Here is a 21,601-nt window from a genome sequence, read left to right as displayed (position 1 = left end):
GGAACGAAAAGCAGGGGCGTAGACAGCAGCGGCGGGTTCGGGGCTCACCACTGCGCGACGTCGATGACGGCCTTGGCGAAGTCGGCCGGCGCTTCCTGCGGCAGGTTGTGGCCGATGCCGCCGGTCAGCGCGCGGTGCTCGTACTTGCCGGTGAAGCGCGACCGGTAGGCGGCCGCCGGCGGATGCGGCGCGCCGTTGGCATCGCCCTCCAGGGTGATCGTGGGCATCGCCACGGTCTTCACCTGCGCTAGGCGGATCTCGAGCGGCTCGTACTGCGGGTCGGTCTCGGCCGCGCCGATGCGCGAGCGGTAGTTGTGCACCACCAGCGCGACATGGTCCGGGTTCACCAGGTTCGCGGCGCTGCGCTCGAAGGTCGCGTCGTCGAAGTTCCACTTCGGCGAGGCCTGGTGCCAGATGAAGCGGGCGAAGGCCTTCAGGTTCTTCTCGTAGCCGATGCGGCCGCGCTCGGTGGCGAAGTAGTACTGGTACCACCACGTGAACTCGTCGGCCGGCGACAGCGGCGTCAGCGCGGTGGTCCGGTCCAGCACCAGGAAACCGCTCACCGACACCAGCGCCTGGCAACGCTCCGGCCACAGCGCGGCCATCACGCAGGCATTGCGCGCGCCCCAGTCGCAGCCGCCGAAGATGGCCTTGCGGATGCCCAGCGCGTCCATCAGCGCGATGCCGTCCGCCGCCAGCGCGGTCTGCTGCGCCGAGCGCATCGTGGCGTCGGAGAGGAAACGCGTCGTGCCGTAGCCGCGCAGGTGCGGCACGATGACGCGGAAGCCCTGCGACGCCAGCATCGGCGCGACGTCCTCGTAGCCGTGGATGTCGTAGGGCCAGCCGTGGAACAGCATCACCGGCGTGCCGTTGCGCGGACCGAGGTCGATGTAGCCGATGTTCAGCGGGCCGGCGTCGATCTGGCGCACCGGGCCGAAGGCGGCGCGGCCGACGGCGGTCGGGGCGGCGGTGGCGGCGGTCGCCGGGCCGGTCAGCCCGCCGAGAGCCAGGCCGGCACCGGTCGCGGCGGCGAGCGACAGGAAGTCGCGTCGGTTCGTGTCTGCGGTCATGGGGGTCTCCTGTGGCCGGTTCAGTCGGCGGACTTCGCGGCGGTTTCGATCAGCGCGGCGACCTCGTGGGCATGGCTGACCATCGGCACGTGCGACGCGTTGGGGATCACGACGGTGCGGCGCGCATGCGCGCGCTCGGCCATCCAGGCCATCGCGGCGGGCGGGATGTTCTTGTCCGCGGCACCGTAGACGAAATACACCGGGTGGTCCTTCCACGCGGTGCCCTGGCTGGGTTCCTTGAGCGCCGCCTCGGCCACCGGGCGCTGGCCGACGGCCATCAGGCGCGCGGCATCGGGCTTCACGTCGGCGGCGAACTGGTTGCGGAACTTGTCCTGGTCGATGTACAGGTCCACGCCGCCCTCGGGCAGCGGCACCGGCGCGGCCAGCGCCTCGCCCAGCGTGCTGCCGGGGAACTTGCCGGCCAGCTCGACCACCGATTCGCCCTGCTCGGGCGCGAAGGCCGACACATACACCAGCGCCTTCACCCGGGCGTTGCCGGTGGCGGCATTGCTGATCACCGAGCCCCCGTAGGAGTGCCCGACCAGCACCACCGGCCCGGCGATCTTGTCGAGCAGGCTGGCGGTGTAGCGCGCGTCGCCGGAGACGCTGCGCAGCGGATTGGCGACCGCGACGACGGGATAGCCCTTGCCGCGCAGCTCGCCGGCCACGCCGTTCCAGCTGGAGGCGTCGGCGAAGGCGCCGTGGACCAGCACGATGGTGGGCTTGGCGCCGGCGGGCGCTGCGTCCTTGGCGAGCGCGGGGCCGGCGGCCGTCAGCGCGACCGTGACGCCCAGCGCGGCGAAGGCGCCCAGCGCGGCCGAAGCGCAGGAGCGGAGGGAACGGGACGAAGATGAAGACATGGTGGCTGCCTCTGCAGGATCGGGTGGAGGTCGGCGGAACCCCTGTCCCGCCGCTGTCCGCCATCAGAGCAGCGCCGCCCTGCGCGGCAAATTGAACCTGCGGGCGCGCCGCCCCCTACCTGTGTATGGTCCGCGGACCGTGGACAACCCGGTTGCCGCTGGTCGCCGCCCTGCGTATCATGAGGCGATTCATGTAGTGCCCGCTACATGAAATTGCATTCAGGACATTCATGGCTCAGAAGAAGCAGACCCAGGCGGTGCGCGGCACCGGCGTGCGCGAGGCCGCCGCGCAGGCCACCCGCGACAGCATCCTCAAGGCGGCGACCAAGGTGTTCGCGCGCTATGGCTACGACGGCGGCAGCATCGAGAAGATCTCCAGCTCGGCCAAGACGCACGACCGGATGATCTATTACTACTTCGGCAGCAAGGAGGGCCTGTTCATCGCGGTGCTCGAGGGCATCTACGACCGCATGGACCGCGCCGAGGCCACCTGCGCGCCGGACACCGCCGACCCGGTCGCGGCGCTGAAGACGGTGATCCGCTTCAAGATCGACTACTACCGCCGCCACCCCGAGTTCGTCACGCTGCTCAACACCGAGAACCTGCACAAGGGCAAGCATGTGGCCAAGTCGGAGAAGGCGGTGGAGTACTCGTCCACCGCGGTCGACCTGATCCGCGACATCCTCGATGCCGGCGCCGCGCAAGGCCTGTTCCGCGCCGACCTGCGCCCGCGCGACGTCTACCTGCTGATCGTCTCGACGGCCTATTTCTTCACCTCCAACCGCCACACGCTGTCCGCCTTCCTGGGCGAATCGCTGGAGACGCCCGAGGCCGTCGCCGCCTGGGAGCGCTTCGTCACCGACAGCGTGCTGCGCGTCGTGCGCGCCGATGCGGCGCCGCTTCCGCTCTCGGCCTGAACCGACGGCGCGATCGCGCCGCGCGTTCAGCGCAGCGCTCCATCGGTGCGCACGGGGATCGCGCTTTCCCGGATCGGGTACCCCGTTCGAGGTAGGGCGTCGCCGCTGCGGTGGACATCGATGCCGGCGGGCGTTCGCGAGGCGCATCGCGACTTGTAGGATGAATTCATCCGGTCCGGCACGTGGCCCGTGCCCCCTGCGCGCGAGCGCCGCGCGTGCCAGGACGGGCCCCCGCCGACTGCCCCGATGACCTACTTCCGTCCCACCTCGCTGGAGGACGCGCTCGCCGCGCTGGCCGAGCCGCTGCCCTCGCCGCGCCGCGTCCTGTGCGGCGGCACCGATGCGTACGCCGATCCCGGCGCGCGGCCGCCCGCGAGCGGGTGGATCGACATCAGCCGCCTGGACGCGCTGCACGGCATCGCGCCGCGCGACGGCGAGCTGCGCATCGGCGCCGCCACGAGCTGGGACGCGATCGAGCACTGCGCGCTGCTGCCGGCCTCGCTGCGCGAAGCGGCGCACCAGGTGGGCTCGCGCCAGATCCGCGTCGCGGGCAGCCTGGGCGGCAACCTCTGCCACGCGGCGCCGGCGGCGGATGGCGTGCCGCCGCTGCTGACGCTGGACGCCTGCGTCGAACTGACCAGCCTGCGCGGCGTGCGCCGCCTGCGGCTCGATGAATTCCTGCTCGGCCGCCGCCGCACCGCGCTCGCCGCCGACGAGCTGCTCACCGCCATCCTTCTTCCCGCCGCCGCGACCACCGGCCGCACCGCCTTCCTGAAATGCGCCAACCGCGATGGCACCGCGCTGGCGGTGGTCTCGGCCGCGGTCCGCCTGCGCTGGTCCGGGCGCGGCGTCGTGGCGCAGGCTGCCGTGGCGGTCGGCGCGGCGTCCGAGGTGCCGGTCCGCCTGCGCGCGCTCGAGGAAGGCCTGGAAGGCGCCCGGCCCGAGTCCCTGTCGTCGCTGATCCGCGAGAGCCGGCTGCCCGAGCTCGCGCCGATCGACGACGTGCGGGGTTCCGCGAGCCTGCGCCGTCACCTGGCGCGCGTCGCCGTCGAACGCGCCTGCGCGCGCTGCCTGCAGGAGGCCATCGATGGCGCCCCCGCGTGATCCGACCTGCCCGCGTGCGGCGAGTCCGAGTCCGAGCTTGAGCGCGACGGCGCCGGGCTGTGTCGAGATCAACGGCCACCCACACCGCTTGCCGACCGATCTGTCGCGCACCGCGGTCGACTTCCTGCGCGAGGACCTGCGGCTGCGCGGGACCAAGGTCGGCTGCGGCCAGGGCGACTGCGGCAGCTGCACGATCGTCGTCGACGGCGAGCCGCGCTACGCCTGCGTGACGCCGGTCGCGCAGCTCGACGGCCGCCGCGTGACCACGGTCGAGGGCCTCGCCACGGCGAGCCCCTGCGGCGCGCGCCTGCAGCAGGCCTTGCTGGCGCACCAGGCGGTGCAATGCGGCTTCTGCATTCCCGGGATGCTGATGGCGGCCTCGGCGGCGATCGACGCCGGCGAGGTGCGCGACCGCGCCGGCGCCTGCGCCGCGATCGACGGCGTGCTGTGCCGCTGCACCGGCTATCGCAAGATCGTCGACGCGGTGACCGAGGTCGGCACCGGCGCGGCACCGCGCCCGCTCACGCCACCGCCCGGTGCCGGCGAGGGCGCGGCGGTCGGCCGTCCGCTGACGCGCCTGGACGGGCCCGAGAAGGTCGACGGCAGCCAATGCTTCGGCGCCGACGGCATTCCCGCCGACAGCCTCTACCTGCGCGCGGTGCGATGCCCCTTTCCGCGCGCGCGTTTCGTGCTCGGCGACCTCGACGCCTACTTGCGCGCCCACCCCGGCCTGCATCGCGTGCTGACGCATGCCGACGTGCCGGGCCGCAACCTGCATGGCATCGCGCCGGCGTATGCCGACCAGCCGGTGCTGCCCGCCAGCGAGGCACGCCACCACCTCGAAGCGATCGCGCTGGTCGTCGGCGAGCGCGCGGCCGTCGCGGCGCTGGACCTCGCCGGCTTCCCGGTCGAGTGGGAGCCGCTGCCCGCCGTCTTCACCGTCGACGAGGCCGCCCGCCCCGACGCCCCGCTGCTGCATGCGAACCGCGCCGGCAACCTGCTGGTCGAGGGCCGCGTGCTGCGCGGCGACGCCGCCGCCGCGCTGCGCGAGGCCGCGCACGTGGTCACCGGCCGCTTCGCATCGAGCTTCGTCGAACACGCCTACCTCGAGCCCGAGGCCGGCTGGGCGCGCCGCGTCGGCGACACGATCGAACTGCATTCGCCGACGCAGGCGCCGCACCCGCACCGCGAGGACCTGGCCCGCGTGCTGGGCGTGCCGGAGCCGCGCGTGCGCGTCGTGCCGACCGCCGTGGGCGGCGGCTTCGGCGGCAAGCTGGACATGACGGTGCAGCCGCTGCTCGCGGTCGCCGCCTGGCACCTGGACCGGCCGGTCGCGATCGTGTTCAGCCGCGAGGAGTCGATGGCCTCGTCGACCAAGCGCCATCCCGCCCGCATCGTCTCGACGATGGCGGCCGGCAGCGATGGCCGGCTGCGGGCCGTCGAATTCGAGGGCGACTACAACACCGGCGCCTTCGCCTCCTGGGGCACGGCCGTCGCCAACCGCGTGCCGGTGCATGCGGGCGGTCCCTACCGCCTGCCGCATTACGCGGCCCGCGCGCGCGCCATCCACACGCATGTCACGCCGGCCGGTGCCTTCCGGGGTTTCGGTGTGCCGCAGACGACGATGTCGCAGGAACAGCTGATCGACGAACTGGCGCTGAAGGCCGGCTGGGATCCGCTCGAATTCCGCGCGCTCAACGCGCTGCGGCCCGGCGACACGCTGCCGACCGGTCAGCTGCTGGACGACAGCGTCGGCCTGGTCGAGTGCCTCGATGCGCTGCGACCGCGCTGGACCGAGGCGCTCGCGCGGATCGCCGCGCGCAATGCCAAGGCGCCGCCGCAGCGGCGTCACGGCGTCGGACTGGCCGCGTTCTTCTACGGCTGCGGCAACACCGGTACGCCCAATCCGTCGACGGTGCGCATCGGCGTGCGGCCCGACGGCACGCTGGTGCTGCATCAGGGCGCCGTCGACGCCGGCCAGGGCTCGAACACGGTGATCCCGCAGATCGCGGCCGACGCGCTCGGCGTGCCGGTGGGCCGGCTCCACATCGTCGGGCCCGACACCCACCTGACGCCCGACTGCGGACGCACCTCGGCCTCTCGCCAGACCTTCGTGACCGGACGGGCAGCCTTCCTGGCCGGCACCGCGCTGCGGCGACGCATCCGCGCGCTGCTGAACGCCGCCGAGGACGCGCCAGTCCACTTCGGCGAGGGCTGGGTCGGCGCGGGCGACGCGCGCCTGCCGCTGCGCGAGCTGCCGCTGGATGCCCATGGCTACGCGCTGTGCGCCGAGGAGCGCTTCGATCCGCCGACGCGCTCGCTGGACGCCGCCGGCCAGGGCCGCCCCTATGCGACCTACGCCTTCGGCGCGCAGATGGCGGAGGTGGAGGTCGACCTCGAGACCGGACGCGTGCGGGTGCGACGGGTGGTCGCGGCGCACGACGTCGGCCGGCGCGTCAACCCGACGCTGCTTGAGGGCCAGATCGAGGGCGCGGTGGCGCAGGGCGTCGGCCTGGCGCTGATGGAGCAGTACCTGCCCGGCCGCAACAACAACCTGCATGACTACCTGATCCCGACGGTGCATGACGTGCCCGAGGTCGAGGTGCTGTTCGTCGAGGCCCCGACGCCGATCGGGCCCTACGGCGCCAAGGGCATCGGCGAGCCGGCGCTGGTGCCGACGGCCGCCGCGATCCTGAACGCGATCCACCACGCCACCGGCGCGCGGGTGCGCGAGGCGCCGGCCACGCCGGACGTCGTGCTGCGCGCGCTGGCCGCCGCCGGCCGCGGCTTGCCGCTCGCTCCCGGTGCCCGGTGATGCGCTGGATGCTTCGATCTCCGTCGATCCGCCGCGCCTCGCGGGCGCCGGTGGCGATGCCCGCCTCCCGGAAGGAATGACCCGGTGATGTCCGACACCCACCTCGAGTCGCCGTCGCGGCGCCACCGTTGGCTGGCCCTGCTGCCGGTGCTGCACGCGCTGGCCGGCGTGACCGTCGCCAACCGCGTCCAGCCCTTCGTGCTGGGACTGCCGTTCTTCATGGCCTGGACCATCGCCGGCATGCTGCTGACCGCGCTGGTGATGGCGGCGATCTACCGCCTCGACCCCGCCAACCGCGGCGACGCGGAAGCGGCGCCCGACCTCGGCGACGACGTCAGCGGGAACATCAGCAGGAATATCAGCGAGCACATCAGCGGGCACCGCAGCGGCAATGGCAGCGCCAGCGCCCACGCCAGGACCGACGCATGAACGCGGCCACCGTCATCCTGCTGCTGGCGCTGGCCTTCGCGCTCTGGACCGGCCTGCGGGCGCGACGCGGCGTCACGATGGACCTGGCCCAGTGGAGCGTCGGCGGGCGCGGCTTCTCCGCGCTGCTCGTGTTCGTGCTGATGGCCGGCGAGCTCTACACCACCTTCACCTTCCTGGGCGCCAGCGGCTACGCCTACGGCCACGGCGGCGCGGCGCTCTACATCCTGGTCTACACCTGCCTGGCCTTCGTGATGTCGTACTGGCTGCTGCCGCCGATCTGGCGCTTCGCCAGGCGGCATGGCGCGATGACGCAGCCCGAGGTCTTCGCGCGGCTCTACGACAGCCCGGCGCTGGGCCTGCTGGTCGCCGTGGTCGCGCTGCTGGCGCTGGTGCCCTACCTGGTGGTGCAGATGAAGGGCCTGGGCCTGATCGTCGAGCTGACCTCCTACGGCACGCCGTCGCCGGCGACCGCGGTCTGGATCGGCGCCAGCGTCATGACGGTCTACGTGATGCTGTCGGGCATCCACGGCTCGGCCCTGACCGCGGTGGTGAAGGACGTGCTGGTGCTGCTGGTCTGCGTGTTCCTGGGGCTCTACCTGCCGTACCACCACCATGGCGGCCTCGGCCCGATGTTCGAGCGCATCGAGGCCGCGCGGCCCGGCTTCCTCGCGCTGCCCGCCGAGGGCCGCAACGCCGTGTGGTTCAGCTCGACGGTGGCGCTGTCGGCGCTGGGCATGTACCTCTGGCCGCATGCGTTCAGCGCCGTGTTCACCGCGAAGTCCGAGCGCAGCTTCCGCAAGAACGCGGTCGTCATGCCGCTGTACGCGCTGGTCATGCTGTTCTCGATGTTCGCCGGCTTCGCGGCGGTGCTGGAGGTGCCGGGCCTGAGCGGCGGCCAGATCGACCTGGCGCTGCTGAAGCTGTCGCTGAAGACCTTCGACCCCTGGTTCGTCGGCGTGATCGGCGCGGCCGGCATGCTCACCGCGCTGGTGCCGGGCTCGATCATGCTGATCTCGGCCTCGACGCTGCTGGCGCGCAACCTCTACCGGCCGCTGTTCCCGCGCAGCGACGATGCGCGCCTGGCCGTGGTCTCGCGGCTGGCGGCGCCGCTGCTGACGCTGGTCGCGGTGCTGCTGACGCTGGGCGGCGGCGCCAGCATCGTCGCGCTGCTGCTGATGGGCTTCGGCATCGTCACGCAGCTGGCGCCCGCGCTGCTGGCGGCGCTGGTGGCGCCGCGACTCGCCAGCCGGCACGGCGCGATCGCGGGCCTGCTGGTCGGCGTCGGATTCGTCGCCTTCACCGTCGTCACCGGCGCGACCACGCGCACGCTGCTGCCCGCCGCGCCCGGCTGGGTGCATGACCTCAACATCGGCATCGTCGGGCTCGCGCTCAACCTGGTGGTGATGCTGGGCGTCAGCCGGCTGGCGCCAGCGCGCGGCGCACCCAGTCCTCGAGTTCCCCTGCGTCGACCGGTTTCTCGATGACGCACAGCGCGCCCTGCCCCATCGCGCGCTCGCGCACCGACGGCGAGGTCAGCGCGGTGATGAACACGGTGGGCACGGCCAGGCCGTCGCGCTGCAGCCGCGCCAGCAGCCCGATGCCGTCCAGGCGGGTCATGTGGATGTCGCAGACCAGGCAGCCGACCCGCGGCGCCACCTCGTCCTCCAGGAACTCGATCGCCGACGCGTAGCTGCGCGCCTCCCAGCCAACCGCGCGCACCAGGCTGCTGGTGGCGGCGCGGACGAAGGGATCGTCGTCGACGATGGCCACGAGCGCGCGCGGCGGCGCCGACGGGTGGCCGATGCCAGGCATCAGGCGGCCTCGCGGATCACGCCGATGGCCTGCATCTTGCGCACCAGCTCCGCCACCGAGCGCGAACGCATCTTGCGCATCGCCTGCCCGCGGTGGATCTTGGCGGTGATCTCGGCGATGCCCATCTCGCCGGCGATCTGCTTGTTCATGCGCCCCGAGGCGACATGCCCCAGCACCTCGCGCTCGCGCGGCGTGAGCGAGGCCCAGCAGCCGCGCACGTCGTCGAGCGCGCGCTCCACCGCCAGCCGGCGCGCATCCGAGTCCAGCGCCGCGACCACCGCATCGATCATGTCCTGGTCGCGGAACGGCTTCTCGAGGAAGTCGCGCGCGCCCGCCTTCATCGCCCGCACCGTCATCGACACGTCGCCGTGGCCGGTCATGAAGATCACCGGCATCGGCCCGAGCCCGCGACTCGCCATCGACTGCTGGAAGGCCAGGCCGCTCTCGCCGCGCAGGCGCACGTCCAGCACCAGGCAGCCGGGCCCGGTGCCCTTGGGCGCGGCGAGGAAGGCGGCGGTGGTCGGGAAGTCGCGCACCTCCAGGCCCATCGAGCGCAGCAGGCTGGCGAGCGAGCCGCGGATCAGGTCCTCGTCGTCGACGATGTAGACGGTGCGGCGGGCGGCCGCGTCCGCGGTCGCCACGGCGGGAGGGCCGGGTCGGAGGGACGATGGGATCAGGGACTGCATGACGGACACCTCGATGCGCAGGCGCGCAAGGTAGCAGAAGCAAAGGCGCCAGGGACGCCCGCGAGGGCGTCCCTATACGCATGTATGAGCGGGCGCTCAGCCGAAGGTGAAGGCATAGGCGCGCACGCCGGGGTCCAGGAAACGGATCTCGAGGCGCCGGTCGCGCACCGCGCCGCGCTGGCGCACCAGCTGGTAGAGCCGGCTGGCGTTCACGCGCCCGCGACCCTGCGCATCCACGTCCAGGCCGTGTTCCTCGCCGGGCGGCTGGCCGTCGATCGTCAGCACGAAACGCGCGCCGTCGGGTGGCCCGGCCATCACCAGATGCAGGTCCCGCGCATGGAAGCGGATCGCGATCGCGCCGGCACCGCCCGGGCCGCCCACGCCGGCAGGGCCGCTCGCATCGGTCCCGGTCGTCATGCCGCCCAGCTGCGCGAACTCCGGCCCCACGGTCCAGATCCCCGACAGCGCCCATTCGTTCAGGCCCAGGCGCCCCGCCGAGTAGCGCCGCGGCTGGTCGCGCAGCAGCGGCTCCGGCGAGGCCATCGCGTTGGCCTGCGCATACCCGAGGTAGCTTTCCGGCGAGCGCAGGTTGTCGAGGTCCGCCGGCATGCCCACGCCGCTCAGGTCGGTGCCGGCGCGCGCGGCCGACGGGGCGGTGCCCGACGGCATGGCCTCGCGCAACAGCGCCTGGATCACCTGCTCGGTGGCGTCCGCGCCGTCCTCGCCGAACTGGTGATGGCGCAGTCGCCCCTGCGCGTCGACCAGGTAGATCGCCGGCCAGAAGCGGTTGCGGTACGCGCGCCAGATCCGGTAGCCGTCGTCCAGCGCGATCGGGTAGTCGAGCTTCAGGTCCTTGGCCGCGCGCGTCACGTTGGCCGGGTCCTTCTCGAAGGCGAATTCCGGCGAGTGCACGCCGACCACCACCAGCCCCTGCCCGGCGTAGCGCTGCGCCCAGGCGCGGACGTGGGGCAGCGTGCGCAGACAGTTGATGCAGGAGTAGGTCCAGAAGCTGACGACAACGACCTTGCCGCGCAGCGCCTCGAGCGCCAGCGGCGGCGAGTTGAGCCAGCCGGTGGCGCCGGCGAAGCCGGGCGCGACGCCCTCGACGGGCGGCGCCGCGACCGGGCGGCCTTGTGCGACGGCGGGCACGCCGGTCGACAGGCCGGCGGCCATCGCGACCGCCGCGAACAGGCGCCGCGGCGGCGCGACGGCGCAGGCGCCGGCCGCGAGTCCGAGCGCCAGCGCGCAGGCGCCGACGGCGATCAGGGCCAGCGTCTCCATGGCCGTCAGCCCTGGCGGCTCAGCGCCGTCACCAGCGTCTGGTAGCGGCCATCGCGCTTGAGCGCCTCGTAGCGCGCGCGGGCGGCGGCGTAGGCGGCGGTGTTGGCGGACGGCTCGCCCTCGCTGCGATCGAACGCGGCCAGGCCGGATTCGCGGTAGACCTGCAGGTCGGCCAGCACCTCGGCGCGACTGAGCGGGCGCTCCATCATGTCCATCATCGTCAGCTCGTCGTAGCGCTCCCGCGCGGCCAGCAGCGCGGCGGAGGTGTTGGACTCCTCACCGTCGCGGCGCTCCGCGTCGGCCAGGCCGGAGTCACGGTAGGCCTTCAGGTCCTTGAGGACATCGGCGCGGCTCAGCGCCTGCATGCGGGACACCGGCAGGCCGCGCAGCGCCAGGTAGCGCCGGCGCGCCTCCCGCCAGGCCGCGGTGCCGACCTGCGACTGCGAGTCGTCGCGCTCCAGCGCGGCCAGGCCGGACTGCTGGTAGGCGGCCAGGTCCTGCTCCACCTGCGCGCGGGTCACCGGCGCGGCGGCGGCGGGTTCGCCGGCGAAGGCGACCGACATCAGACCGGCCAGCAAGGCGCCGCCGAAGGTGAGGGCCAGCACCAGGCGTTGCGGCTGGAAGCGCGGACGGAAAGTCATTGGGGACGGATTCATCTGGAACTCCTTGGATCGGGGTTGCCCGGCGGCACGGGCCCGCCACCCTGTGCGGCGGACCGCCGACGGGACGGCGGATCGCGGTGCGCCGGGTCCGGGGACACCGTCTCCGCGATGGGATCGATCGGACCAGAGCGCGGCCCGCAGGCCTATCCGACCGAGCGGCGGTCCTCCCCATACCTGGGTTTCACCCCTCCCCTTCCCAGGGCGACGCGTCCGAGACCCGCGGTCCACGCGCCTCATCCCTTGGCACAGGATTTCCCGGCGCCGCGCCTGGCCGGCCGCGCAAGCGCGGATCCGACCGCCCCGCCCATCGACGCGAGCCGAGGCCACGGTCAGGCGTCCGCCATCGCCGCGACGCCGGCGGGATGCGGCGCCGTCGGCATGCTCCGTGCGCCGGCACTCGGCAGCTGCAAGGTGACCAGCGTGCCGCCCTCGCGGCCCGGCTCGAAGGCCAGCGTGCCGGCATGGGCGTCGACGATGGACTTGCAGATCGCCAGCCCCATGCCCATGCCGTGGGACTTGGTCGTGAAGAAGGGCTCGGTCAGCTGCGCCGCCGCATCGGGCGGGATGCCGGTGCCGCGATCCTCGATCTCGACGCGGATCAGGTCCGGCAGCGCCGCGCCCCAGCGCATCGTCAGGCGACGCTGTCCCTCGGGCACGTCGGCCATCGCCTCCGCGCCGTTCATCAGCAGGTTGATGGCGACCTGCTGCAGCTGCACCCGGTCGCCGCGCACGCGGCAGGGCTGCGCCGGGCCGAGCACCGAGAGCGTCACCCCGAGCTCCGCCATCGAGCCGGCCACCAGCGACACGCACTCGCGCAGTGCGTCGCACAGGTCGATGTCGGCGAACTGCGGCTCGGCCTTGCGCGCCATCGCGCGCAGGCCCTGGATGATGCTCTTGGCGCGCTTGGCGCTGAGCCGGACATGGGAGACCATCGCCAGCGCCTCGCCGATGTCGGGCTCGTCGCGCTCCAGCCAGCGCGAGGCGGCGCTGGCCGAGGTGTCGATGGCGCTCAGCGGCTGGCCGATCTCGTGGACGATGGAGGCCACCAGCTCGCCCATCGCCTTGAGCCGGCTCGCGCGGCCGAGCTCGGCCAGCGCCGCGCGCAGCCGCTCCTCGGCCTCGGCGCGCTGGCGGTTCTGGTCGACGAGCTCCTCGTACAGCCGCGTGTTCTCGAGCGAGAAGGCCGCCTGCGAGGCGATCACCTCCAGCAGCTCCGCCTTGGCCGGCGTGAACACCCGCGGCGCCAGGCTGTTCTCCAGGTACAGCACGCCGATCAGGCGCGCGTAGCGCATCATCGGCACGCACAGCAGCGAGCGCGGCCGCGCGCGCTTCACGTAGTCGTCCTGCGCCAGCGCCAGGGCCTCGCGCGCGTCGTCGTACTGGGTCGCATGCTGCGTGCGCGCGACCGCATGGGCGATGGTCACCGGCAGCTGCTCGGCGCTGAAGGCCGCCGGCGTCTGCGTCACCGCGATCTGCCCCGCGACCATGCGCGCGCTGGCCCGCACCGTCCACTCGCCGTCGCGCCACAACGCGAGCGCGCCGTAGTCGGCGCCCGCCGATTCGAGCGCGGTGCGCATGGTCGTTTCGACGATGCGCTCGGGCACGATGTCGCTGGCCAGCGCATGGGTGATGCGCAGCACCGCCTGGACATCGAGCTCGTGCAGGCGGCTGGTCGGCCCCGGCGCGTCGGCCTCCTGCAGCTCCGGATGGCGCTGTTGCAGCTGACGCGCCTTGGCCGCCGCGCCCCAGCGCTGCCAGGCGGCCAGGGCATGGCGCAGGTAGGCGCGGCGCTCGATCTCGCGACCGAGGCCGGCGTGGAAAGCCGCGGCCAGCTCCGCCGCCAGCGCCTCGACCTGGGTGAAGCCGTGGCGCCGCGCCTGCGTCACCGCGGTGGAGAACAGGTCCGCCGCCTCGGCCAGATGGCCCAGCGCGCGCGCCTGCTCGGCCAGCACCAGCGCGCGGCGCGCGCCGAAGTTCTCCGGACATTCCGCGGCCCAGCCGTCCAGCGACGCGAGGTGATGGCGCAGCGCCGCCTCCTGCGCCTGGTCGCGCTCACGCAGCTGCAGCAGCGCGAGCGCGCCGTAGAAGGCCAGGTCGCCGCATTCGGCGAAGTTGCGGGCGACGGCGACGCAGGCCTGCGCGCGCCGGCGCGACTCGAGCGCCTCGGCCAGGTCGCCGAAGAGCAGCCCCGCCTGCAGCCGGTAGGTCCAGTAGGCCAGGTCCACCAGCGTCACCGGCGCGCCCTCGACCGGCTCGGCCATGCGCTCGCCGCGCGGCTCGCCGTCCTGCAGCACGCTCAGCAGCGTGCGCTGCGCCAGCACCGCGTCGACGACCAGCCGGAAGTTGGCGTCCTTGGCCCGCGCCAGCGCGGCCTCGACGGTCTGGCGCACGTCCTCGAGGAACTCGCCCGCGAAAAGCATGCCGGTGGCCTGGTTGCGGCCGCAGTACAGCGCGAAGGTGTGGTCGCCCTCGCGGGTGGCGATCTCGAAGGCGCGGCCGAAGACCTCGCGCGCGCCGCGCGCCGGCTGGGTCCAGGGCACGACGAAGGTCGCATAGGTGTGCAGCACGCGCGCCTGGTAGCGGCGCAGGCCGCGCTCGCCGACGAGGTGCAGCGCCAGCTCGCCGAAGGCGCGCGAGCTGGCGAAATCGCCATAACGCGCGCCGAGCACCTGGATCAGGCAGACGTAGGCGTTGGCGGAGGCGTCGCAATGGCCATGCGCGATCGCCAACCGGACCACGCGCAGCAGCATCAGGTCGACCAGCTGCTGGTCCGAATACATCGCCGGCGGGACCAGGTCGGCGAAGACGTTGACCAGCGCCCGGCGGCGCGGGTCCGGATCGACCGGCCAGTCGCGCAGCGCGTCGACGCCGTGTTCATCGAACCAGGCGCGCAGCGGCGCGTATTCCGCGTCGACCTGCGCCGGCGTCGGATGGCGCGGCAGCACGATGCCCGCCGCGCTGGCCAGGAAGGCCAGGCCGATGTCCAGCGCCAGGTCGTAGCGGCCCAGCGTCGTGTACAGGGCCACCCGCAGCCGGGCCACCTCGGCGCTGAACAGTCCGTCGCCGGCCAGGCCCTGCAGCGCCGCCAGGCGCATCTCGGCGGCCTCGAGCGCACCGGTCATGAACTCGGCCTCGCCGCAGAGCAGGCTGGCCTCCAGCGCCTCGGGACTGGTCTGCTCGTCGCCCAGCCAGGTCAGCGTCCAGCCGAAGAAATCCAGCGCCGCGTGATGCGCGGTGGCCGCCTTCGCGCGCTTGCCCGCTTCCAGGTTGATCAGCGCGAAGGCGCGATGCTCGATCGGATGCACCACCGCCGGCCGCGCGAGGTTGGCCTGCGTGGCGATCAGGAAGGCGGGGATGCGTTCGTCGTTGGCGGCGCGCAGCCGGCGCGTGATCGCCAGGTGCAGCGCGGCCCGCTCGGCCGGCGCGATCGCGCCGAGGACCGCCTCGCGGACATGGTCATGGGTGAAGGTCCAGTCGCCGCGGTCGAGCACGACAAAACCCGCCTGCAGCGCGGGCGCCATCGCGGCCGCGAGCGGGCCCTCGGTGCTGTCGACGGCCACCGCGAGCAGCGCCGGCGCCGCGCGGTCGCCCAGGCTCGCCATCGCGCGCAGCAGGGCGAGCGCGGCGTCGGGCAGCTCGTCGAGCTCGCGCGCCAGCAGCTCGCCGACGTCGTGGATGACCGGGCTGGCCGCGGTGCGCTCGGCATGCCAGGCCCAGCGCGTGGTCGCGGGGTCGTAGGCGAGCTGGCCCTTCGCGACCAGGCGACCCAGCAGACGGCGGATGAAGAAGGGGTTGTGGCCGGTCAGGTGCTGGACCAGGTCCAGCAGCGGCCCCAGCGCCGAGACGTCCTGGTGCAGCACCTGCGCGACCAGGGCCCGCACGGCGTCGTCGTCCAGCGGCCGCAGCGCCAGGTGGCAGGCGCCAGCGCGGCTGAACAGCGGCGCCGCGCGCAGCGGATGCGGCGCGTGCGTCTCGCCCGACCGCATGGAGCCCGCCAGCAGCAGCGGCGCATCGGCGTGGTCGATCAGCAGGCGCTCCAGCACCTTGAGCGTGTCGACATCCGCCCACTGCAGGTCGTCGATCAGCAGCACCAGCGGACGCTCCGGCCGCGCGAAGGCGGCGAACAGCCGGGCCATGGCGCGCAGGACGATCTCGCGCTCGAAGACCAGCGCCGCGTCGCCCGGCACCGGCGCGGCCGGCCCGTCCTGCGGACCGAGCACGGCGGCCAGGCCCGGCACCCAGCCGGCGAGCGTCGCGCCGACCGGCTGCGCGGCGCGGCGCAGCCGGTCCCGCCAGGTCTCGAAGTCGGCCTCGGCGCTGCCCAGCACGCCCTGCAGCAGCGGCTCCAGCGCCCGCGCCAGCGCGTCGAAGGGCACGCCGCTGCGCGCGGCGTCGCACTTGCCGGCGGCCACCAGCGGCGCGACGGGCTGCCGCATCCGCGCGACCGCTTCGCGCAGCAGCGCCGACTTGCCGATGCCCGGTCCGCCCCAGACCCAGGCGGTGCGGGCACCTTCGCCCTCGGCCACCGCGCGATAGAGCGCGGCGAGCTGGGCGAGCTCGTCGTCGCGGCCGACCACCGGGCCGGGTTCGTGCGCGCCGGCCAGCGCGGCGCCGGCATCGAGCACGAAGTCGGGGATGGTGCCGTGGCGGCGCAGCAGTTCGTCGCAGCTGCGCAGGTCGGCCAGCAGCGCGCCGGCGTCGGCATAGCGGCGGTCCGGCGACTTCTGCAGCAGGCGCAGCACCAGGCGCGAGAGCTGCGCCGGGACCTCCGGCCGCAGCGCGTGCACCGGCGACGGCAGGCGGGTCGCATGGGCGTGGATGCGGGCGGCGGCGTTGTCGCCATCGAAGGGCGGCGCGCCGGTCAGCAGTTCGTGGAACAGGCAGCCCAGGGCGTAGAGATCGGCGCGCGCGTCGACCTCGACATTCATCCGCCCGCCCAGCTCCGGCGCCATGTAGTCGAAGCGGGCATCGTCCCAGGCCAGCGCTTCCTCGCCGCGGGCCTGGGGCTCGCCCTGGCGCAGCGCGAAGCCGAAGCCGGTCAGCGTCGCCCTGCCGGCGGCCTCGTCGACCAGGATGCAATCCGGGCCGAGCGCGCGATGGACGATGCCGGCGGCGTGCATGCCGGCCACCGCGGACACGATGGCCCGCGCCAGGCGCAGGAAGGCCGCCGGCGCCATCGGCGGCCGGGCCGTCTCGCCGAGCAGCCGGCCGCCCGGGTCCTGGAGCAGCAGCACGACGCCCTCGCCACTGGGCTGCAGCGCCTGCGGCACCGCGGCCCAGTCCGGCCGGAGCGCGCCGCGCAGCGCGTATTCACGCTGCAGCAGCGCCAGCGCGGCCGGCGCCTGATGGCCGCGTCCGGCCACGAGGACGGACGGACCGCGCTGCGGACTGGCCCGGTGCAGGCGAGTCCCGCGCGGGGTCAACTCGAGGAAGGGAAGGCGGGCAAGGTCGTTCATCGCTGGCTTCAATGTAGGGAACACTACATGAAATTCGATGATATGGGCCGACCTCGACGACCGCAAGGCGACACCCGCGCGACAACTCCCTCGAAAGAGTTAGTCCGAGGGTTTATCGGGGGTTGGCGGAGGGAGTGCGCCGTGACGGCGCACGGCGCGGGCGTTGAAGCCGGCGCTCAGCGATTGACCATCACGATGCCGGCCGCGAGCCCGGCCAGCGCGAGCATCAGCCGCGGCGTGATCGGCTCGCCGAGCAGCAGCGCGCCCGCGAGCAGCCCGAACAGCGGCGTGCTCAGCGTGAAGCTGGACAGCCGGGTCGCCGGGTAATGGCGGATCAGCCAGAACCACAGCAGGTAGCTGGCGAAGGAGACGATCACCGCCTGGAAGCCGAAGAGCCCGACCAGTCGCCAGGACCAGGCCAGCGGCAGGACCTCGCCGGTGGCGAGCGCGCCCGCCGCCAGGGCCAGCGCCGACACGCCGAGCTGGTACAGCAGCGTCTTCTCGGCGCTCGCCGACGACAGCCGCGTCGCACGGATCGCCAGCGTCGTGCCGCCCCACAGCAGCGCGGCCAGCACGCCCAGCGCGTCGCCGAGCCATTGCATCGCCTGCCCGGTGCCCTGCAGGCCCTCGCCGAACGCGAACGCCACCGCGCCGAAGGCGATCAGCAAGCCCACCGTCTGGCGCATCGTCAATCGCTCGGCGGGCGAGATCAGCGGCATGCCCAGCGCGACGACGAAGGGCGACAGATAGAGGAACACCACCATCCGCGACGCTGTCGTGTACTGCAGCCCGACGAAGATGCAGGCGAATTCGGCCGCGAACAGCAGGCCGGCGAGCAGGCCGCCGGGCAGGCTGCCATCAGGGCGGAACAGCGCGATGCCGCGCGCCGCGGCGAAGCCCCACACCAGCAGGCCGGCCAGGCCCGAGCGCAGCGCGGCCTGCCACAGCGGGCCCATCTCCGCCAGCGCGGCCTTGGCCGCGACCTGGTTCAGGCCCCACAGCACGCAGCATCCCAGCAGGATGGCCACCGCCGCGCCGTCGAGTCGCTGTTTGCGTTCCATGGCGCCGGATCATGCCCGGCGGCGTGTCCAGGCCCGCGCGGCCAACGCACACAGCAGCGCCGCCGCAGTGCCCCCGACCAGGCCGGTGAAATGGGACAGCGGCGCGATCGCGATGTTCCAGCCGTCCCAATGCCGCAGCGGCGGGCCGGCCAAGGGGCGCTCCGCCGCGACCTTCGCGATCAGTCCCAGCCCGATCAGCAGGCCGATGACGCGCTCGCGCCCATGCGAGGCGCGCATTCGCATCATCCCGATCGCGGCGACGGCGACGCCCGCATGCAGCACGCCCGAGGCGCCGCCGAAGCGCTCGAGCGACGGTTCGATCAGCAGCCCGACCTGCGTCAGCGGCCAGGCCAGCAACCAGGCGACCGCGTCCCACGGTCCCAGGCGCGCGGCGACGCCCAGCAGGCCCACGACGGCACAGCCGGCCAGGTTGGCGATCAGGTGCTGGGGACTCCAATGCAGCCACGCGGCGCTGACCGCGCGCCACGGCTCGCTGGCCACGAACCCGGGCCGCCACTCGAGCGCGGCCTGCACCGGCGCGGGCTGGACCCAGGCGACCAGCGAGCCGATCGCGAGCGCCATCGCCACCAGCAGCCAAGCGCGTCCCGGCATCGGGGCCTCGTCCGCGACGCGTCAGCCGAAGACGGCCCGCCAGAGCGTCAGCACCGCGTCGCGCTGCGGCGCGAGCGCCTCGGCGGCTTCGCCATCGAGTGCGGTGGACTGCTCGTTGAGCCGCGCCCGGTGCTGCACGCGGCGCAGCTCGCGATAGGCATCGGCGGCGTCGCGGCCGACGTTGGCGGGCAGCAGCCCGGCGGACTCGGCACGCTGCAGCAGCGCGATGTTGCCGGCGTTGGCCAGCAGCTCGGGGTGTCGCGCCGAGTGCGCCAGGATCAGGTACTGCAGCGCGAATTCGGCGTCCACCATGCCACCCGGGCTGTGCTTCACGTCGAAGAAGCCGGTCCGCACCGAGCGCGCGGCGCGCAGCTTCTCGCGCATCGCGACGACCTCGTCGCGCAGCGCCGCCGGATCGCGCGGCGCGGTCAGCACCGCGCGGCGGGTGGCCTCGAAGCGCTCGGCCAGCGATGCGTCGCCGGCGCAGAAGCGCGCCCGCGTGATCGCCTGGTGCTCCCAGGTCCACGCGGTGTTGCTGCCGCGGCCGCCCTGGTAGTTCTCGAACGAGGTGATCGAGGTCACCAGCAGCCCCGAGTTGCCGTTGGGGCGCAGCGCGGTGTCGATGTCGAAGAGCTCGCCCGCGGCGGTGCGGATCGTCAGCCAGGTGATCAGCTTGCGGATGAAGGCGCCGTAGATCTCGGCGGCGTTGTCGTCCTCGTCGTCGAAGAGGAAGACCAGGTCCAGGTCGCTGCCGTAGCCCAGTTCCTTGCCGCCGAGCTTGCCGTAGGCGATCACCGCCAGCCGCGGCGAGGGCCGGTGCTTCTGCTTGAGCCGGTCCCAGGCCCAGTCCAGCACGCATTGCACCGTCGCGTCGGCGAGCAGCGACAGCTCGTCCGCCACCTGCTCGACGCTGATCTGCCCTTCCACGTCGCGCACCAGCGTGCGGAAGACCTCGGCGTGATGCGCGCGGCGCACGCTGTCCAGCAGCGCGTCCTCGCTGGCCTCGCCATGCTCGGCCCAGGCGTCATGGCGCGCCTGCAGGTCCTGGATGAAGGCCGCGCCATCGAAGCGCTCGTGCAGCAGCCGTGCATCGGCCAGTTCGTCGATGACGCCGGGATGCTGCATCAGGTAGCGCATCGGCCAGCGCGCCAGGCCCAGCAGCCGCAGCAGCCGGCCCTGCACCGCCGGCCGCTCGACCAGCAGCGCCAGGTAGCTCTCGCGGCGCAGCAGCGGCTCGATCCAGTCGACGAAGCGCTGCGCCGCGTCCAGCGTGCATTCGCCCTGGCGCACCGCCAGCGCCGCGCGCCCGACCAGCTTGGCCAGCCGCAGCCGGGAGTCCTCGCGCAGGTTCTGCACCCGCGCCTGCTGGGCCCAGCGCCGCACGTTGGCGGCCAGCTCGGGCTGCAGCTTGTCGAGGAACTCCTCGCTGTCGATCGGCAGCGGCGGGCCGCCGCACATGCCGTTCTTGCAGTTGCCCTTGCCCGGCGCGACGCCGTCGTGCAACAAGGCGTCGAACTCGGTCGCCACCAGCTCGCGCACCTCCATCAGCCGGTCCAGCAGCGGGCAGGCGTGGCTGTTGCAGCTCAGGCAGAGGCTGCGCGCGATCCAGCCGATGTCCTCGTCCGAGGCCGGCAGGCAGTGGGTCTGCTGGTCGTCCAGGTACTGGATGCGGTGCTCGACGCGACGCAGGAAGTCGTAGCCCTTGGCCAGCGCGGTGGCGGTCTCGGGCTTCATCAGGCCGCGCGCCGCCAGGCGCGTCAGCGCCTTCAGCGTCGAGCGGGTGCGGATCTCCGGGAACTGTCCGCCGCGCACCACCTGCAGCAGCTGGACGATGAACTCGATCTCGCGGATGCCGCCACGCGAGAGCTTCACGTCGTTGGCGCGCTCGGGCCGGCCGGCGGCGCGGCGCTGGGCCTCGTCGCGGATCTTGCGGTGCAGTTGCCGCAGGCCCTCGAAGACGCCGTAGTCCAGGTAGCGCCGATAGACGAAGGGCGTGACCAGGCTGCGCAACTGCATCGCGCGACCGCTCTTGACGCTGGCGCGCGGCGCGACGACGCGGCTCTTCAGCCAGGCGAAGCGCTCCCACTCGCGGCCCTGGACGAGGAAGTACTCCTCCAGCATCGCCATGCTCACCGCGGGCGGACCGGAGTTGCCGTTGGGGCGCAGCGCCAGGTCGACGCGGAAGACCTGGCCGTCCTCGGTCACGTCGCCGATCAGCGTCGACAGCCGGCGCGAGAGCTGCGCGAAATATTCGTGCGCCGAGATCCGCTGGCGGCCCGCGCCGCCGTCCGGGCCCTCGGTCTGGCCGTCGTCCTCGTAGACGTAGATCAGGTCGATGTCGGACGAGACATTCAGCTCCCGCCCGCCGAGCTTGCCCATGCCCACGACCCAGAAGTCGATGTCCTGGCCGACCGCGTCGCGCGGCGGGCCGTACAGCGCGTCGAGTTCCGCGCGGCAGTGCGCGACGCCGATGTCCAGCGCCACCTCGGCCAGATGGGTCATCGCCTGCGTGACGTCGGTCATCGGCGCGCCCTGCTCGACGTCGAGCACCGCCAGCCGTTCCATCACCAGCTGGCGCATCACGCGCAGCGCGGCGGGCAGCGCACGACCGCCTTCGCACAGGCGGTCGACGACGGCGCGCATGACCGCGTCATCCGGCAGGCCGGGCGGCAGCAGGGGCAATTCGGCCGCGTAACGGCGGCGGATGCGCTGAACGAATCGGCTGTGGTCCGCGCTCGCGGCCGGCGTCGAAACGCCTGCCGGATCGGCGGTTGCCGGGGCAACTGAATCCATCGGTAAAGAAAGCTCTCGCTGGCTCATGGCCGGAAATGGCTGT

The 21,601-nt window shown here is 73.3% G+C and carries 15 protein-coding genes; 5 read left to right on the top strand and 10 right to left on the bottom strand.

Annotation, left to right across the window (positions count from 1 at the left end):
* Window positions 1-44 precede the first annotated feature (44 nt).
* Window positions 45-1,070, bottom strand: coding sequence for an alpha/beta fold hydrolase (locus BM393_RS20125; RefSeq protein ID WP_091731088.1), 1,026 nt, complete (start codon window positions 1,068-1,070; stop codon window positions 45-47).
* A 20-nt stretch (window positions 1,071-1,090) separates the two neighbouring features.
* Window positions 1,091-1,930: an alpha/beta fold hydrolase gene (locus BM393_RS20120; protein ID WP_091731085.1), complete on the bottom strand. Its 840-nt coding sequence runs from the start codon at window positions 1,928-1,930 to the stop codon at window positions 1,091-1,093.
* 230 nt (window positions 1,931-2,160) lie between these two features.
* On the opposite strand from BM393_RS20120, the gene BM393_RS20115 reads away from it, so the two are divergent.
* The 5 genes from BM393_RS20115 to BM393_RS20095 all read left to right on the top strand — a co-directional run bounded on the left by BM393_RS20115 (window position 2,161) and on the right by BM393_RS20095 (window position 8,679).
* A complete protein-coding gene (locus BM393_RS20115) occupies window positions 2,161-2,847 on the top strand; it encodes a TetR family transcriptional regulator (protein WP_091731082.1) in 687 nt (228 codons plus the stop codon).
* A 246-nt stretch (window positions 2,848-3,093) separates the two neighbouring features.
* Complete coding sequence (locus BM393_RS20110; protein WP_091731078.1) at window positions 3,094-3,951, top strand: xanthine dehydrogenase family protein subunit M; 858 nt, start codon at window positions 3,094-3,096, stop codon at window positions 3,949-3,951.
* Window positions 3,952-4,039: 88 nt separating this feature from the next.
* Complete coding sequence (locus BM393_RS20105) at window positions 4,040-6,766, top strand: molybdopterin cofactor-binding domain-containing protein (protein WP_254783506.1); 2,727 nt, start codon at window positions 4,040-4,042, stop codon at window positions 6,764-6,766.
* 87 nt (window positions 6,767-6,853) lie between these two features.
* Window positions 6,854-7,195: a DUF3311 domain-containing protein gene (locus BM393_RS20100; RefSeq protein WP_091731069.1), complete on the top strand. Its 342-nt coding sequence runs from the start codon at window positions 6,854-6,856 to the stop codon at window positions 7,193-7,195.
* The gene (locus tag BM393_RS20095) at window positions 7,192-8,679 is read left to right on the top strand and encodes a sodium:solute symporter (RefSeq protein WP_091731065.1); all 1,488 of its coding nucleotides are present in this window, start codon (window positions 7,192-7,194) and stop codon (window positions 8,677-8,679) included. Before BM393_RS20100 ends, BM393_RS20095 begins: the two co-directional genes overlap by 4 nt.
* Here the strand turns inward: BM393_RS20095 and BM393_RS20090 are convergent.
* The 8 genes from BM393_RS20090 to glnE all read right to left on the bottom strand — a co-directional run bounded on the left by BM393_RS20090 (window position 8,609) and on the right by glnE (window position 21,558).
* Window positions 8,609-9,007: a response regulator transcription factor gene (locus BM393_RS20090; protein ID WP_091731060.1), complete on the bottom strand. Its 399-nt coding sequence runs from the start codon at window positions 9,005-9,007 to the stop codon at window positions 8,609-8,611. The genes BM393_RS20095 and BM393_RS20090 overlap by 71 nt on opposite strands.
* The gene (locus tag BM393_RS20085) at window positions 9,007-9,693 is read right to left on the bottom strand and encodes a response regulator transcription factor (protein WP_091731057.1); all 687 of its coding nucleotides are present in this window, start codon (window positions 9,691-9,693) and stop codon (window positions 9,007-9,009) included. Before BM393_RS20085 ends, BM393_RS20090 begins: the two co-directional genes overlap by 1 nt.
* Before the next feature lie 96 nt (window positions 9,694-9,789).
* Window positions 9,790-10,974, bottom strand: coding sequence for a thioredoxin family protein (locus BM393_RS20080; RefSeq protein ID WP_091731053.1), 1,185 nt, complete (start codon window positions 10,972-10,974; stop codon window positions 9,790-9,792).
* A 5-nt stretch (window positions 10,975-10,979) separates the two neighbouring features.
* A complete protein-coding gene (locus BM393_RS20075) occupies window positions 10,980-11,630 on the bottom strand; it encodes a DUF4148 domain-containing protein (protein WP_175538429.1) in 651 nt (216 codons plus the stop codon).
* A 335-nt stretch (window positions 11,631-11,965) separates the two neighbouring features.
* Window positions 11,966-17,092 (bottom strand): ATP-binding sensor histidine kinase, encoded by a 5,127-nt coding sequence (locus BM393_RS20070; RefSeq protein ID WP_091731044.1) that lies wholly within the window; start codon window positions 17,090-17,092, stop codon window positions 11,966-11,968.
* 176 nt (window positions 17,093-17,268) lie between these two features.
* Window positions 17,269-18,153, bottom strand: coding sequence for a DMT family transporter (locus tag BM393_RS20065; protein ID WP_091731040.1), 885 nt, complete (start codon window positions 18,151-18,153; stop codon window positions 17,269-17,271).
* A gap of 9 nt (window positions 18,154-18,162) precedes the next feature.
* Window positions 18,163-18,765, bottom strand: coding sequence for a rhomboid family intramembrane serine protease (locus BM393_RS20060; protein WP_091731037.1), 603 nt, complete (start codon window positions 18,763-18,765; stop codon window positions 18,163-18,165).
* Window positions 18,766-18,786: 21 nt separating this feature from the next.
* Window positions 18,787-21,558, bottom strand: a complete 2,772-nt coding sequence (glnE, locus tag BM393_RS20055; RefSeq protein WP_091731034.1) for a bifunctional [glutamate--ammonia ligase]-adenylyl-L-tyrosine phosphorylase/[glutamate--ammonia-ligase] adenylyltransferase — start codon at window positions 21,556-21,558, stop codon at window positions 18,787-18,789.
* Window positions 21,559-21,601 lie beyond the last annotated feature (43 nt).

The organism is Mitsuaria sp. PDC51, from assembly GCF_900113225.1.
GTDB lineage: Bacteria > Pseudomonadota > Gammaproteobacteria > Burkholderiales > Burkholderiaceae_C > Roseateles.
Note: the sequence above shows the minus strand (reverse complement) of the source record. Positions and strands in the feature narration are given on the sequence as shown.